Raw genomic sequence first — 14694 nt, forward strand, 5'->3', positions numbered from 1 at the left:
GGTTTTAATTTAATATCTGATTTTAAAAATAAAATATATTTTTTATATCTGTTTTTTGAGAATTTTAGGAGTTTAGTATTGGCTGTGAAGGTTGTGTATATTTCTTGGGATTTTTTATTGGCTTGTAGTGTTAACACTGGGATTATGTTGTGGTGATGGATTGACAGCCAAAAGAGCAGCATTATATTGTGATTATGCTGACATCATAAAAGCCCTAAGACTTGCTTAGGGCGTGAATAAGTTAAACACCTGCGTCTGTTGGGCGACGTTGTAAGTTTAAATAAGAACGGTTAGGTGGCATATTTAAGTTAAGATTTTTGGGTGGAATTGGAGCTTGAAACCATTTGTGGTAAAGCTTCATCATTTCACCAGACTTCCATAAACCAATAATGGTGCTGTCCGCTACGGCTTTGAGTCGATCATCATTTTTTGGCAACATCACTGCATAAGGTTCTGAAGATAAAACGGGTCCAACAATTTCATAATGGTCGGGTTTTGCACTTTTGGCAATCATGCCCGCTAAAATATTATCATCCATGACAAATGCTTCGGCTTTGCCAGTGGTAAGCATATTAAAAGAATCATCCATATCGTGACCATAAATGGTGCGGACAGTGACATCTTTTCCGCGTGCATCGCGTTTAATGTATTGGTTTGTGGTACTTCCGATAGAAGTGACCACCACTTTGTTGTTTAAGTCAGAGAGGTCTTGAAAGTTGGTGCTTTTTTTCACAGCCATGCGAACTTCTGTGTAATAAAAATTCGTTGAGAACGAGACTTGTTGCTGACGCTTATAAGAATTGGTTGTTGAGCCGCATTCCATATCGATACGTCCTGCGTTGATTGCATCGATACGTTGACTTGGGGTTAGAGGAATAAATTCAATTTTTAAGTTTGGCGCATTGAGTTGTTTTCTAATATTGTTTGCAATATTACGACAAATATCAATGGCATAACCCGCAGCATTGCCATTTGAGACATAAGAGATGGGCATTGAAGTATCGTTAAATCCAATATTAATTTTGCCTCGTTCTTTAATTTTATCTAACGTATCTGCCGCAGAAATTTGACTTGCCCCAAATGCTAAAGAGATCAATACAGTTTTTGCTAAACTAGATTGTAAAAATTTTTTCATAAACAGCCTTGTTTTGTATTTTGATACACCTAAAATAGGTGTGGTGTGCAAGCAAAATTTATGCCATGCTTGATTAAGAATTATGATAAAAAACAGATATTTTGCGAGTAATTTACTCTCTTTTTGATTGGTTAAAAACCAGTTTTAATCGTACTTGAAAAAGGATTAATTTTTATGGGAAAGCAATGGTGCTAATTTAGTGCAAAACAATTGGTTCTGCGCTATTTTTGTGCGAAATTTATCTGTTTGACTGTCAATAAACTGTCATGGATTGATCATTAAAATGCAAAACATAAGATTTAAAATGCAGTTATAACAACAAAATATTAGGTGATTTTGATGTCACTGAGCAATGTATTTAAGCGACAGTCATGGTTTTGGAGTGAATGGAAGCATAAATCATTTCATAATGTGCATGCGATACAACTTCCACGTGTATCTGATCAAAAACTAAAAATTGCAATGGTGACCGAAACATGGCCGCCTGAATTAAATGGTGTGGCACAGTCGCTGATGTATTTGTGCCAAGGCTTGCAAAATAAGGGGCATCAAATTTTACTTATTCGCCCTGAACAAAGCCAAATTTCCAATCAGTTCACCCCAACGCAGCAATGCTTAGTGGCTGCACAGCGTTTGCCAAAATATCCATATCTCCAATTTGGAGTGCCACAGTACAGTAAAGTCCGTCAAGCAATTAAAGATTTTCAGCCAGATGTGATTCATGTGGTCACGGAAGGGCCTTTGGGTTTACTTGGTTTGCAAATTGCGCATTTAGAGAATATCCCGTTGTCGAGTGGATTTCATTCGCCATTTCATGAGTTTAGTCGTTTTTTTGATTTGGCTTTTTTAGTTAAGCCAATTCAGCATTATTTGCGTTGGTTTCATAACCAAACGCAGCTGACGTGTGTGCCAAATCATGATACAGCTCATGCTTTAAAGCAATATGGCATAGATTGTCCTTTGGTTGTTGTGGGGCGTGGGGTAGATGTGCAGCATTTTTCGGCGGATTTCCGTTCTCAGGCATTGCGAGAATCATGGCGGGCGGATGAGCAAACCACAGTGTTGTTGTATGTAGGACGGCTTTCGCCCGAAAAGCAGATTGATCAAATCATTACGAATTACTTAGCACAAAAGCAACAGGGTGCTGAAAATTTAGCATTAATCATTGTTGGAGACGGCCCTGATCGAGCGCGTTTACAAGCATTGGATGTAGCGCAAAATATTATTTTTACAGGTGCTTTGACAGGTGTGGCATTGGCACAGGCTTATGCCAGTGCTGATGTATTTGTCTTTGCAAGCCAAGTAGAAACTTTTGGTAATGTGGTGTTGGAAGCGATGGCAAGTGGCTTGCCTGTACTGGCTTATGATTATGCTTGTGCACATCAATATATTGAACAAGGGCAGACAGGATGGAAAATTCCTTTGCAGCGGGCAGATTTATTTAAGCAGCAATTTGAGCAATTTCCTGCTTTGGCACAATTGCATAAAATGGGTGTGCAAGCACAATTGTCGGTACAGCATGTGGGTTGGGAGCACCCTATTCGTCAATTTGAACAAGCATTGCAAAGTGTTGTGCAACACTTTCATTACGGTTTCACTTAAATAGAAGAGGCGCGTATGAATATGCAAAATTTAAAAATAAAATTTTTGGCGCTCGATTTACAAGCTTGTCTGTATTTTAATCATTTTTCACAATCTTCAAAAGTCAGTTTATTTTTTAAGTGGGTGAGTCGCTTAGGTGATGGTTGGTTTTGGGTTGCAATGCTGTTGCTCACTGCATTTATGCAGGCATGGCAGAGTATTTTGCCTGTGCTCTATATTTTAATGACAACACTATTTTCAACAACTGTTTATAAACTATTAAAACATAAAACGGTTAGGCCGCGACCGTATCAGGTTCATCAGGTGATTATTTTGGGTGAGCGTCCATTAGATCATTTTAGTTTTCCGTCTGGTCATACCCAGCATGCAGTCATGTTTAGCTGTATTTTAGGCGCAATTGAGCCACTATTGTTAACTCTTATGCTGCCATTTACCTTGTTGGTTGGGTTGTCAAGAATGGTTCTGGGGCTACATTACCCAAGTGATGTACTGATTGGTGCAACATTAGGTGCATGTATTGCAGGGTTGAGTTTATGGTTAGCGCCAATCTATGCGTTGCAACTCTAAGCTGCACCCAAATACAAATTTTTGTTAAAGTAGCCCATTGGTTATGGTTAGGGAATAAAGATGGCTTTACGTTGGTCAGACAGTATTGATATTGCAATTGAATTATTAGAAGCACATCCAGAGGTTGATCCGCAGTGGGTGCGCTTTACCGATTTACATGCGTGGGTGTGTGCTTTACCCGATTTTGGTGATGATCCGCAGAAGTCGACCGAAGGTTTATTGGAAGCCATTCAAATGGCATGGATTGATGAAGCCAATTAAAACTGTAAAAAATTAAACTTTTACATATTTTGTGCTGATTATTCCCCTATTCATGGGTATAATGCGGCAAAATTTTATCTCTAATATTTGAGTTAAGGAGCCTAATCATGGCGATTGAACGTACTTTATCGATTGTAAAACCAGACGCAGTAGCTAAAAACCACATCGGTGACATTTTTGCCCGTTTTGAAAAATCTGGCCTTAAAATTGTTGCAACTAAAATGAAACACCTTTCTCAAGCTGAAGCTGAAGGCTTCTATGCTGAGCACAAAGAACGTGGTTTCTTTGCTGACCTAGTTGCATTCATGACTTCTGGTCCAGTAGTTGTATCTGTACTTGAAGGCGAAAACGCTGTACTTGCTCACCGTGAAATTTTAGGCGCTACAAACCCTAAAGACGCGGCTCCTGGTACAATCCGTGCTGATTTTGCTGTAAGCATCGACGAAAATGCTGCTCACGGTTCTGACTCTGTAGAATCTGCTGCACGTGAAGTGTCTTACTTCTTTGCTCAAACAGAAGTTTGCCCACGTACTCGTTAATCGAGATACTTAAAACCAGATAAGTGTTATACTGCTTATCTGGTTTTTTTATTCCTTAAATTTCCCTGACTGCTTGAACAGTCCTTTTTTTCTCCTCAATCGTGTTTAGGTATTACATATGGCTATTGAAGCAGTTGGTTCGTCTTTGGTTTTGGATGAGCAGAACAACACTGCCACATTGCAACAACCTGCAACGTCTGTGCAAAAAGTAAATTTGCTAGGCTTGTCACGGGTTGAACTTGAACAGTTCTTTGAAAAAATGGGCGAAAAAAAGTTCCGTGCAGGTCAAGTGATGAAGTGGATTCATCAGTATTTTGTGACTGATTTTGCTGAAATGACCAATATTTCAGGAAAACTAAGAGAAAAACTAGAAGCAAAATGTGAAATTAAAGCACCAGAAGTGGTGCATCGTAACTATTCTAAAGATGGAACCCGTAAATGGGTATTTCGTGTTGGTGATGGTGCAGGTTCTTTGGTTGAAACCGTGCTTATTCCTGCCGAAGATAAAACTGGTTCACGTAAAACCTTATGTATTTCATCACAAGTGGGTTGTGCACTTGATTGTTCATTTTGTTCAACCGGTAAACAAGGTTTTCAGCGTGATTTATTGCCTGCTGAAATTATTGGGCAGCTTTGGGTTGCCAATCAGTCGTATATGGAAGATGTGCCTGTTGCAGAGCGTGAGCGTTCAGTCACCAACGTGGTGATGATGGGCATGGGTGAGCCATTACTGAATTATGATGCTGTTTTAAGTTCGATGACCATTATGCTTGATGACTTTGCCTATGGTATGTCGAAGCGTCGTGTTACTTTATCGACTTCAGGTGTTGTTCCAAAAATTGATCAACTTGCACAAGATATTGATGTTGCTTTGGCGATTTCTTTGCATGCACCAAACGATGAATTGCGTAATGAATTGGTGCCAATTAATAAAAAATATCCATTAGAACAACTGATTGCTGCTTGTCAACGTTATATCACCAAAGATGGTAATGAAAGTTCACGTAAGCACGTGACTATTGAATATGTGATGTTAGATGGGGTGAATGATCATCCTGAACATGCACAACAAATGATTAAATTGTTGAAAAATTTACCAAGTAAAATTAACTTAATTCCATTCAATCCATTTCCACATGCACCTTACGGACGTTCAAGCCGAAATCGGATTATTGCCTTTCAAAAGACATTGTCTGACGCAGGTTTTGTTTGTACGATTCGTCAAACGCGTGGTGATGATATTGATGCAGCGTGTGGGCAATTGGTTGGGCAGGTGGCGGATCGTACTCGCCGTGCAGCACAATGGCAAAAGAAAATTTCTGAGAAGAATGAGATTATGCGTTCTCAGGGTTAGTTTGACTCACTTAGAGGTGGTTTTAGCGTGAATAAGAAGAGTAAAAAGTATATCACTGCGCTAGCGAGTGTCGGGATCATGGTTTTTGGTTTACAGGCGTGTCAAGGTTTAACCATTACGACTAAAGATCAGCAGAAAAATTATCCTGACGCGAGTGTGCAACCGACTAAGTTTAAAAAAGACCCGAAAAAAGCCGCTGAAATTCGCACCCAAATTGCAGCAGAATATCTGCGTAATGGTGAGCTAGATGCGGCGAAACGTGCCTTGGACGAAGTGTTTGAGCAAGATAGTCGTAATGTTCAAGCCAACATGCTGATGGGGATCTTGCTGCAACAAGAAGGTAGCCCTGAAAATGTTGCAAAGGCGGACAGTTATTTTAAACGTGCGTTGGCATTAGATCCAACTGACGCACAAACCCGTAACAATTATGGGCGTTACCTGTTTCAATTGGGGCGCTATAATGATGCGCTTGAGCAGTTAAGAATTGCGGGTTCAACCTTAGGTTATGAGCAGCGTGGTATGGCGCTTGAAAATCTAGGACAAGCCTATATGAAGCTTGGTGATGTGTTGAATGCTGAAAAAACATTCAAACAGGCACTGCAAGTCAATCAAAGCTCAAGTGTTTCAATGTTAGAGTTAGCGGAAATTTTTTACCTGCGCCAAGACAAGTCTTCTGCAAATGATGCTTACGACAATTATGTTCGTATTGTAGGCAGTAAAAATCAGTCTGCGCGTGGGCTATGGGTCGGTATTCGCATTATGCGTGCAAATGGTGATAACATGAGCATGCAGGTCTTGGTGAACCAATTAAGGGCATTATTCCCTGATAGCCAAGAATATCAACATTATTTGCAATTACAGTACAGTACTGAGGCGGTATGGAAGTAAATCCAAATTCACAACAATCGACGGTTACCCCAACAACTCCTAATACATTAGGCAATGTTCAACGTCCAGGTGAATATTTACGTCATATTCGTCTTAATCAAAAACGCGAGTTGGCTGACGTATCACAAGCATTAAGTTTACCTGTGAAAACACTAGAAGCACTCGAAAAAGATGAGTATACCGCATTACCTGAAGCAACCTTTATTAAAGGTTATTATCGTACCTATGCGAAGCTTTTAGGCGTGGATGCATCGGCAATTATTCAGCGTTTTGATGAAATTTACGCTAACGATACTGGCTTATTGCCGAATCACGCTTTAAAAGATTCTCCAATTCGAATGATGGGGAAACTTCCGGGTTCAAATAGTGGTCGTAATAAAAAGTGGTTAAAACGTGGTGTGTTAGCACTGTTGGCGGCGGTTGTTTTGGTGCTGCTTGTAACAGGTGTGCAAAAATGGTCAGCAAAACGTCATCAAGCCCAAGCGACAGCGCAGCCACAGTCGACAGTTGATGTTGTATCTGTGGGCCAAAATGCAGCGAGTAGTGGTGATGAGCTAGTGGTTAAGTTTGCTCGTCCAACATCGGTTAAAATTGTTGATTCTACAGGCAAAGTGCTTGCAACAGGTCGTCAAGACAGTAGTCTTGATTTAAAAGGTGTTTCACCTTTTCAAATTCGTTTAGATGATGCGGATGCTGTAGCATCTTTAAGTTTAAACAATGAAGCAATTTCGCTCTCGCCATATACTGTCAATGGCAAAGCAGACTTCCGTTTGTCACGTTAATTGATTAAGGTCGATCTCCGTCATGATAGAAAATCCAATCAAACGTCGCCCAACACGTAAAATTCGTGTGGGTTCGGTGTATGTGGGAGGCGATGCGCCAATTAGCATCCAAAGTATGACCAACACTGAAACATGCGATGTCGATGCAACGGTTGCACAAATTCAGCGTTGTGCCGATGCAGGTGCAGACATTATGCGGGTTTCGGTACCGACCATGGAAGCTGCTGAAGCCTTTGGTGCGATTCGTAAACGCGTGACTGTGCCATTGGTTGCAGATATTCACTTTGACCATAAAATTGCGTTAGCAGTTGCCGATTATGGTGCAGATTGTTTGCGAATTAACCCAGGTAATATTGGTTCAGATCAAAAAGTACGTGAAGTGGTTGCTGCGGCGCGCCATCACGACATTTCGATTCGGATTGGGGTGAATGCAGGTTCGCTTGAAAAAGATTTACAAAAGAAATATGGCGAACCAACAGGGCAGGCTTTGCTTGAGTCAGCCATGCGCCATATTGATATTCTAGACCGTTTAGATTTTCACGAATTTAAAGTCAGCGTAAAAGCATCGAATGTGTTTTTAACCATGGATGCTTATCGTTTGTTGTCTCAACAAATTGATAATCCGTTGCATTTAGGCGTGACTGAGGCAGGCATTTACCGTACAGGTTCGATTAAATCTGCTGTGGCTTTAGGTGGTTTATTAATGGAAGGCATTGGTGACACCATGCGTATTTCATTAGCTGCCGAGCCTGAAGAAGAAGTGAAAATTGGCTTTGATATTTTAAAGTCGTTGGGTTTGCGCTCAAACGGCATTAACTTTATTGCTTGTCCAAGTTGTTCGCGTCAAGAATTTAACGTCATTCAAGTGATGCAAGCTTTAGAAGCACGTTTAGAAGATGTACGTACACCGATGGATGTATCTGTCATTGGCTGTAAAGTCAATGGGCCGGGTGAAGCCAAAGAAGCCGATATTGGTGTGGTCGGTGCAAGTCCGCGTTCATTGGTGTATCGAAATGGTGAAAAAAGCCACTTAATTGAAACCCATCAGTTGGTCGATGAGATCGAAATGATGGTTCGTCAACGTGTTCAAAAAATTGAAGAAGCGAAAGCTAAAGAAATTATTCGTACCAGTTCTGAGTAAGTCATGAGTTCAATTGTTGCTATTAAAGGTTTTAATGACATTCTGCCAACGCAAACACCTGCGTGGAGACGTTTAGAACAACATCTATCTGCGTTGATGGATGCTTACGGCTATCAACAAATTCGTTTGCCAATCGTTGAACATACTGGCTTGTTCAAACGTGCAATTGGCGATGCGACCGATATTGTTGAAAAAGAAATGTATACCTTTTTGGACAAAGGTAATCCGCCTGAGTCTTTGACTTTGCGTCCTGAAGGTACCGCAGGTTGTGTGCGTGCTATGCTTGAGCATAATTTGCTACGTGGCGCTGCACCGCGTGTTTGGTATATCGGGCCAATGTTCCGTTATGAAAAGCCGCAAAAAGGTCGTTATCGTCAATTTCACCAGTTTGGTGTAGAAACATTTGGTGTTGCAACGCCTGATATTGACGCAGAACTGATTTTAATGACCGCACGTTTATGGAAGCGCATGGGTGTGTTGGACAAAGTTCAATTAGAACTCAACACCTTGGGTGAAATGGATGAGCGTAACGACTATCGTCAAGCTTTGGTGGCGTTTTTAACCAAGCATAAAGATGATTTAGATGAAGACTCACAGCGTCGTTTAGGCACCAATCCACTGCGTATTTTAGATTCTAAAAATGAACGTACGCAGCAAATTTTAGAACATGCGCCGAAGTTGCATGACTTCTTAAAAGAAGACAGCTTGCAGCATTTTGCTCAATTACAACAGTATTTGAACGATGCTGGTATTGCTTTTGTGATTAACCAAAAATTGGTGCGTGGTTTAGATTATTACAATAAAACAGTCTTTGAATGGACAACCACACATTTAGGTTCACAAGGCACAGTTTGTGCGGGTGGTCGTTATGATGGTTTGGTAGGTCAGTTAAAAGGTAAAGCCGACCAATCTGTGCCTGCGGTTGGCTTTGCAATGGGTATGGAGCGTTTATTGTTGTTGCTTGAGCAAGTCGAGGAACAACAAGCTGTGCGCGATTGTGAAGTATTCTTGTTGGCTGATGCAGCGTATCAAGCTAAGGCATTGGTTTGGGCAGAGCAATTACGTGACCAATTTGAACAACAAGGCTTAAAGCTGCGTTTAAAAACAGGTTCACAAGGCAGCTTAAAAAGCCAAATGAAAAAAGCCGATCAATCTGGCGCGGTTTTTGCGCTTATTTTAGGTGAGCGTGAATGGGAAAATCAGCAAGTGGCGGTGAAAACATTAGCAACTGCTGAGCAACAAAATTTGGCAATTGCAGATGTATTGCCATTTTTAACGCAATATTTTGCACAATAATTGATACATTAGCCGAATAAAGGATCATGCAATGACTGCGCTTACAGACGATGAACAGTTAGATAACTTTAAATCATTGACCAAGAAATATGGTTCTGCTGCTGTCAGTGGCGTGTTGATTGCACTGATTGCTTTTTTTGGTTGGAATTATTGGCAAAATAAACAATTGCACCGTGCGCAAAATGAAACAGCGCGTGTGCAACAAATGATGGAACAAGCGCAAAGTATGACAGGTGATGCAAAAGCCTATAATCAGCTTGCGCCCTTAGCTGACACCGTGATTAAAAAAGATCAGAATTCTGCTCAAGCGGTGCAAGCTGAATTTGTCATGGCTAAAGTTGCAGCAGATCAGGGTAATTATGTTGCAGCCGAGCGTGAGCTCAAGAAAGTCCAAAATATTAAGCTTGATGACGAAGGTTTGTTACAGCTTGTGAACCTACGTTTGGCTTATGTACAAACAGCACAAAAGAAATATGACGATGCTTTGAAAACATTGGCTTTAGTTACTGTTCCTGCATTTAAAGCCTCGGCAGATGAAGCGCGCGGTGATATTTTTGTTGCGAAAAATGATATTGCCAATGCCAAAAAAGCCTATCAAAGTGCATGGGATGCAACCATTGCACGTAAACAAGAACGACAAATTTTACAAATTAAACTCGAAAGTGTTGGTGTTTTAGTTGATGATCCAAATATTGAACGCCCAATTTTGAAAACACAGGTGGATGAGTCTTAAAATGGATAAAAAATTTATACTCCCGTTTGCACTAACAATTGTTGCTGCGGCATTGGTTGGTTGCTCGTCAAATAAAGAAAAAGTTGATACAAAACCGTTACCATTGCCTAAACTTGTGCAATCGAAACAATTGGTTCCTGTGTTTTCTCAGAGTGTAGCTGCGACCAATAAAGATGATGATTTACGCTTACAAATTGCGGTAGATCAAGGTGTACTCTTTATTGCAGACCCTAAAGGCGTGGTTGAGGCCTATAAAGGCAAACAACGCTTATGGTCTACAAAGATGAGTAATAAAGATGGTTTAAGTGCAGGTGTTGAAGCTGCGGATGGCATTGCTGTTGTCGGTAATCAAAAAGGTCTTTTGACTGCACTTGACCAAGCAACAGGTCAAGTAAAATGGACAGCGCAGCTATCTGGCTCTATTATTGCGCGTTCGCATATCCAAATCGGTCATGTGATTACCGTGACTAACGATGGTAATGTCTATGCCCATGACGAAGCTACAGGTCAGCAGCTATGGACTTATCGTTTACCGAATGTACCATTTAGTTTGCGTGGACAAGCAGCGCCTGTTCAACTTGACCCAAATAATGTCTTGATTGCGACAGCAAACGCGTATGTTTATGGCATTGATGTTGTGAGTGGTGTACCACGTTTACAACGCCGTGTTGCGGTTGCAGAAGGTCGTTCCGACGTACAGCGCTTGAATGATATTAATCCGCCTGTCATGATGGGGCAGTTTATGGTTACGACCAGTTATCAAGGTCAAGTAACTGTAACGGATTTAGCACAGCAACAAGTGGTGTGGAGTGATGATGCAAGTAGTCATCAACGTCCTGAAGTCACTCAAAGCAAAGTTTTTATTACCACAGTGGATGGTAAAGTGATTGCTTATGATTTAATGAGCGGTCAAAAATTATGGGAAAATGATAAACTCTTACGTCGTAATTTAAGTAACCCTGTATTGCTAGGTTCAGACTTAGTTGTGGGCGACTTTGATGGTGTCTTAAGTTTAATTGACCCAAATACTGGTGATTTAATTGGTCGATCAAGCACCAAAGGGCAAGTAAGCTCTTTACGTGTGATTGACAATCAACTTTATGTTTCAACTCAAAAAGGCGCGTTAAGCGTTTGGCAGAATCGTTAATCTATGAAACCCGTTATTGCGCTGATTGGGCGTCCGAATGTTGGAAAATCAACATTATTTAATCAAATCACAAAAAGTCGTGATGCACTTGTTGCTGACTTCGCGGGCCTAACGCGTGACCGCAAATATGGTGATGCGGTTTATCAAAACAAATCATTCATTGTGGTCGATACGGGTGGTATTGGCGAGAACGAAGGTGGTATTGATTCGTATATGGCTGAGCAGTCTAAAACAGCCATCAATGAAGCTGATATCATCGTCTTTGTGGTTGATGCACGTGCGGGACTATTAGCATCCGATGAGCAGATTGCCCGTGAATTACGTACTTTAGGTAAAAAAGTTTACTTGGTTGCCAACAAAGTCGATGGTGTACATGCTGAAGCTGCTTTAGTTGAGTTCTATAAACTCGGCATGGGTGAGCCTATGCAAGTTGCTGCAAGTCACGGTCGTGGCGTGCAGCAAATGCTTGAAGATGTATTAAAAGATGTGCCTGAGGATGAAAATCCTGAAGAGCATGACAAAAATACAGGCTTACGTTTGGCAATTATTGGTCGTCCAAACGTGGGTAAATCAACATTAGTCAATCGATTGCTCGGTGAAGACCGTGTAGTGGCATTTGACCAACCGGGGACCACCCGAGATTCAATTTATATTCCATTTGAACGTGATGGTCGTCAATACACTTTAATTGATACCGCAGGTGTACGTCGTAAAGGTAAAGTTGATGAAATGATTGAGAAATTCTCAATTGTGAAAACTTTACAAGCGATGAAAGATGCACATGTTGTGGTTGTGGTCGTTGATGCACGCGAAGGAATTGTTGAGCAAGATTTACATTTAATTGGTTACGCGCTAGAAGCGGGTCGTGCCATGGTTATTGCCATTAACAAATGGGACAACATGACTGAATACGACCGCAAGCAGTGCAAGTTAGATGTAGAACGTCGTTTTGACTTCATTCCTTGGGCAAAAATTCATTTAATTTCAGCCTTACATGGTACAGGTGTTGGTGAGCTTTATCCTTCAATTCACCGTGCTTATGAGTCTGCGAACTTAAAAGTGTCACCTGCGAAGTTGACTCAAATTTTGAGTGACGCAACTGATGCACATCAGCCACCAATGGTGGGTGGTCGCCGTATTAAAATGCGTTATGCGCATATGGGTGGACAGAACCCGCCAACCATCGTTGTCCATGGAAATAAAGTCGATAAAACCCCTGCGGATTATCGTCGTTATTTAGAAAATGTGTTCCGCCGCGTGTATAAGCTTGAAGGTACACCTGTTCGCATCGATTTTAAAACCTCTGAAAACCCATTCGAAGGGCGTAAAACCCAAATTGATGAGCGTGTTGCGGCACGTAAACGTCGTTATGTGCAGAAGTTTAAAAAGGCCGAAAAGAAATATAAGCGTTAATTGATTTTTGGTCGAAGAGCTATCTTAGGGTAGCTCTTTTTTATATGTAAACGAGAGTGATTATTTATTGATCACGATCAATGGTTTAAAATTTATTTAATTATATTTTTGTATTTTTAGATATAATTGCTTTTTTATTTTTTGGGAGGCGTGTAGTGTATTTACGGCTAGAACAACTGTATACAACGAGATTAAATTCTGAATTACAGTGCCTGAGTCAAATACCTGCAATACAGCGTCGCCGTCTTTCTGCTTTAGCAAAATTAGCACTTAATAGTGCGGTTCAAGCTCTTCAAACACATCAGGTCGACTACATTGTGTGGGTGTCATGTTTTGGTGACGAACAAAAAACCATTGGGATTTTACAAGATATTTTACAAGGGCATGCTCCTTCGCCTACTCAGTTTTCGACTTCGGTACATAATGCGATTGCAGGCTTATATTCTATTTTATTTCAAGATGCGACACCCTCGACCAGTTTAAGTGCGGGCTGGGCTGATGCGATGTTGGAAGCATATGCCTTTTTAAAAACTCAGCCAAATTTAGGTAAAGCATTGGTGGTATATTATGATGCACCTTTGCCTGATATGTATAAGGAAGGGCACGACTTTGAGGCGTTTTCAATGGCTGCTGTCGTGGCATTGGACGCACCTAATTTGATCATGGATTTACAATTGGCATCTAAGCGAAGCCATTGCGTTGCTGCAAAAGATGCATTGGAATTTTTAGCATTTTGGCAATCAGAACAGATGCAAGATGTTTTAGGGATGTGGCAGCGGTGTTAGTGAAGAAGAATAAACAACGGCTGAATTATGCTTGGCGGATGTTAGCAACGGGCTTTAGTTTTGCCAGTTTTGGCATAGGTGGTTTGGCTATTGGTAGCGTGATTTCACCTACAGTGAAGTTATATACCAAAGATCGTGAGCGGCAGATCGAGCTTACTCAACAAGTCATTCGGCATAGTTTTCATGGCTTTATTGACATGATGGCGAAATTGGGGGTTCTGACCTATCAGGTCAATGGTATTGATAAATTAGCCCAAAGCCAAGGTGAGTTGGTCATTGCGAATCATCCCACCTTAATTGATGTTGTTATGCTGATTGGACTGATGCCTAAAGCAAACTGCGTGGTTAAACAAGGATTGTGGCGAAATCCTTTTACGCGAGGACCAGTGCGGGGCGCAGCTTACATCTTAAATGAAGGTTCAGAGCAATTTATTCAAGATTGTGTAAAGCGCCTACAGGAAAAAAATGCAGCATCACTTATTATTTTTCCAGAAGGTACGCGGACTGAACAAGGGCAATGTTTGAATGAATTTCAGCGAGGCGCTGCGAATATTGCGCTACGTGCTCAAGTGCCCATTCGTCCGATTTTAATTCGCTGTACGCCGTCTACGCTGACTAAAAATGAAAAGTGGTATCATATTCCGTCTCGCGCTTTTCATTTGCAAATTGATGTACTTGATGCTGTTCAAGTCGATCATATTCTAGACGACGTGACAGTAAATCCTAAAAATGTCCGTCTCTTAAATCAATTTTTTTCTCAGCTATTTTCTCGGGAGTTAGGTAAGCATGAGCAATCTTGCTGATGAGCTAAAACAAATGATTATTGATGTTTTGGTTTTAGAAGATATTTCAATTCAAGATATTGATAATGAAGCACCTTTATTTAATGAAGGCTTAGGTTTAGATTCGATTGATGCACTTGAACTAGGTTTGGCTTTAAAAAAACGCTATAACATTCATTTAAATGCGGAATCAGAAGATACTAAAAAATATTTTCAGTCGATTCAAAGTTTAGTTCAACTCGTTGAAATGCAAGCACAAGCTGGGTAAA

The 14694-nt window shown here is 40.8% G+C and carries 16 protein-coding genes; 15 read left to right on the plus strand and 1 reads right to left on the minus strand.

Annotated elements, in window-relative coordinates; all coding sequences use genetic code 11:
• Positions 1-241: 241 nt before the first annotated feature.
• Complete coding sequence (locus tag FXN70_RS04765; protein WP_324646333.1) at positions 242-1135, minus strand: amino acid ABC transporter substrate-binding protein; 894 nt, start codon at positions 1133-1135, stop codon at positions 242-244.
• Positions 1136-1474: 339 nt separating this feature from the next.
• Here FXN70_RS04765 and FXN70_RS04770 point away from each other — a divergent pair, with 339 nt between their 5' ends.
• From FXN70_RS04770 to FXN70_RS04840, 15 genes are all read left to right on the plus strand, one after another.
• Positions 1475-2737 carry a glycosyltransferase family 1 protein gene (locus FXN70_RS04770; RefSeq protein WP_324646334.1) on the plus strand — a complete coding sequence of 421 codons (1263 nt, stop codon included), beginning with the start codon at positions 1475-1477 and terminating at the stop codon, positions 2735-2737.
• Between the two features lie 15 nt (positions 2738-2752).
• The gene (locus tag FXN70_RS04775) at positions 2753-3304 is read left to right on the plus strand and encodes a phosphatase PAP2 family protein (RefSeq protein ID WP_324646335.1); all 552 of its coding nucleotides are present in this window, start codon (positions 2753-2755) and stop codon (positions 3302-3304) included.
• 60 nt (positions 3305-3364) lie between these two features.
• On the plus strand, positions 3365-3565 hold the full coding sequence (gene iscX, locus FXN70_RS04780; protein ID WP_324625812.1) for a Fe-S cluster assembly protein IscX: 201 nt from the start codon (positions 3365-3367) through the stop codon (positions 3563-3565).
• A gap of 107 nt (positions 3566-3672) precedes the next feature.
• The gene (gene ndk / locus FXN70_RS04785; RefSeq protein ID WP_324646336.1) at positions 3673-4104 is read left to right on the plus strand and encodes a nucleoside-diphosphate kinase; all 432 of its coding nucleotides are present in this window, start codon (positions 3673-3675) and stop codon (positions 4102-4104) included.
• 118 nt (positions 4105-4222) lie between these two features.
• Positions 4223-5458, plus strand: a complete 1236-nt coding sequence (gene rlmN / locus FXN70_RS04790) for a 23S rRNA (adenine(2503)-C(2))-methyltransferase RlmN (protein WP_324646337.1) — start codon at positions 4223-4225, stop codon at positions 5456-5458.
• Between the two features lie 27 nt (positions 5459-5485).
• Positions 5486-6346: a type IV pilus biogenesis/stability protein PilW gene (gene pilW / locus FXN70_RS04795; protein WP_420714365.1), complete on the plus strand. Its 861-nt coding sequence runs from the start codon at positions 5486-5488 to the stop codon at positions 6344-6346.
• Positions 6337-7128: a helix-turn-helix domain-containing protein gene (locus FXN70_RS04800; protein WP_324646338.1), complete on the plus strand. Its 792-nt coding sequence runs from the start codon at positions 6337-6339 to the stop codon at positions 7126-7128. The genes pilW and FXN70_RS04800 overlap by 10 nt, the downstream gene beginning before the upstream one ends.
• 22 nt (positions 7129-7150) lie before the next feature.
• Positions 7151-8269, plus strand: coding sequence for a flavodoxin-dependent (E)-4-hydroxy-3-methylbut-2-enyl-diphosphate synthase (gene ispG / locus FXN70_RS04805; RefSeq protein ID WP_324646339.1), 1119 nt, complete (start codon positions 7151-7153; stop codon positions 8267-8269).
• 3 nt (positions 8270-8272) lie between these two features.
• Positions 8273-9565, plus strand: coding sequence for a histidine--tRNA ligase (gene hisS, locus FXN70_RS04810; RefSeq protein WP_324646340.1), 1293 nt, complete (start codon positions 8273-8275; stop codon positions 9563-9565).
• 31 nt (positions 9566-9596) lie between these two features.
• Complete coding sequence (locus FXN70_RS04815; protein WP_324646341.1) at positions 9597-10298, plus strand: YfgM family protein; 702 nt, start codon at positions 9597-9599, stop codon at positions 10296-10298.
• A 1-nt stretch (position 10299) separates the two neighbouring features.
• Entirely contained in the window at positions 10300-11445 is a 1146-nt protein-coding gene (gene bamB, locus FXN70_RS04820; RefSeq protein WP_324646342.1) for an outer membrane protein assembly factor BamB, read from the plus strand.
• 3 nt (positions 11446-11448) lie between these two features.
• Entirely contained in the window at positions 11449-12858 is a 1410-nt protein-coding gene (der, locus tag FXN70_RS04825) for a ribosome biogenesis GTPase Der (RefSeq protein ID WP_324646343.1), read from the plus strand.
• A gap of 155 nt (positions 12859-13013) precedes the next feature.
• Positions 13014-13643 carry a beta-ketoacyl synthase chain length factor gene (locus FXN70_RS04830; RefSeq protein ID WP_324646344.1) on the plus strand — a complete coding sequence of 210 codons (630 nt, stop codon included), beginning with the start codon at positions 13014-13016 and terminating at the stop codon, positions 13641-13643.
• Positions 13644-13681: 38 nt separating this feature from the next.
• Positions 13682-14446, plus strand: a complete 765-nt coding sequence (locus tag FXN70_RS04835; RefSeq protein WP_324646382.1) for a lysophospholipid acyltransferase family protein — start codon at positions 13682-13684, stop codon at positions 14444-14446.
• On the plus strand, positions 14430-14693 hold the full coding sequence (locus FXN70_RS04840; protein WP_324646345.1) for a phosphopantetheine-binding protein: 264 nt from the start codon (positions 14430-14432) through the stop codon (positions 14691-14693). The genes FXN70_RS04835 and FXN70_RS04840 overlap by 17 nt, the downstream gene beginning before the upstream one ends.
• Position 14694: the final 1 nt, after the last annotated feature.

The sequence above is a fragment of the Acinetobacter sp. MD2 genome (assembly GCF_035615575.1).
Lineage (GTDB): Bacteria > Pseudomonadota > Gammaproteobacteria > Pseudomonadales > Moraxellaceae > Acinetobacter.

Excerpts from the sequence above, each read along its gene's own strand:
- FXN70_RS04765 (WP_324646333.1), bottom strand. The coding sequence starts at position 1,135 with ATGAAAAAATTTTTACAATCTAGTTTAGCAAAAACTGTATTGATCTCT.
- FXN70_RS04770 (WP_324646334.1), top strand. The coding sequence starts at position 1,475 with ATGTCACTGAGCAATGTATTTAAGCGACAGTCATGGTTTTGGAGTGAA.
- FXN70_RS04775 (WP_324646335.1), top strand. The coding sequence starts at position 2,753 with ATGAATATGCAAAATTTAAAAATAAAATTTTTGGCGCTCGATTTACAA.
- iscX (WP_324625812.1), top strand. The coding sequence starts at position 3,365 with ATGGCTTTACGTTGGTCAGACAGTATTGATATTGCAATTGAATTATTA.
- ndk (WP_324646336.1), top strand. The coding sequence starts at position 3,673 with ATGGCGATTGAACGTACTTTATCGATTGTAAAACCAGACGCAGTAGCT.
- rlmN (WP_324646337.1), top strand. The coding sequence starts at position 4,223 with ATGGCTATTGAAGCAGTTGGTTCGTCTTTGGTTTTGGATGAGCAGAAC.
- FXN70_RS04800 (WP_324646338.1), top strand. The coding sequence starts at position 6,337 with ATGGAAGTAAATCCAAATTCACAACAATCGACGGTTACCCCAACAACT.
- ispG (WP_324646339.1), top strand. The coding sequence starts at position 7,151 with ATGATAGAAAATCCAATCAAACGTCGCCCAACACGTAAAATTCGTGTG.
- hisS (WP_324646340.1), top strand. The coding sequence starts at position 8,273 with ATGAGTTCAATTGTTGCTATTAAAGGTTTTAATGACATTCTGCCAACG.
- FXN70_RS04815 (WP_324646341.1), top strand. The coding sequence starts at position 9,597 with ATGACTGCGCTTACAGACGATGAACAGTTAGATAACTTTAAATCATTG.
- bamB (WP_324646342.1), top strand. The coding sequence starts at position 10,300 with ATGGATAAAAAATTTATACTCCCGTTTGCACTAACAATTGTTGCTGCG.
- der (WP_324646343.1), top strand. The coding sequence starts at position 11,449 with ATGAAACCCGTTATTGCGCTGATTGGGCGTCCGAATGTTGGAAAATCA.
- FXN70_RS04835 (WP_324646382.1), top strand. The coding sequence starts at position 13,682 with ATGTTAGCAACGGGCTTTAGTTTTGCCAGTTTTGGCATAGGTGGTTTG.
- FXN70_RS04840 (WP_324646345.1), top strand. The coding sequence starts at position 14,430 with ATGAGCAATCTTGCTGATGAGCTAAAACAAATGATTATTGATGTTTTG.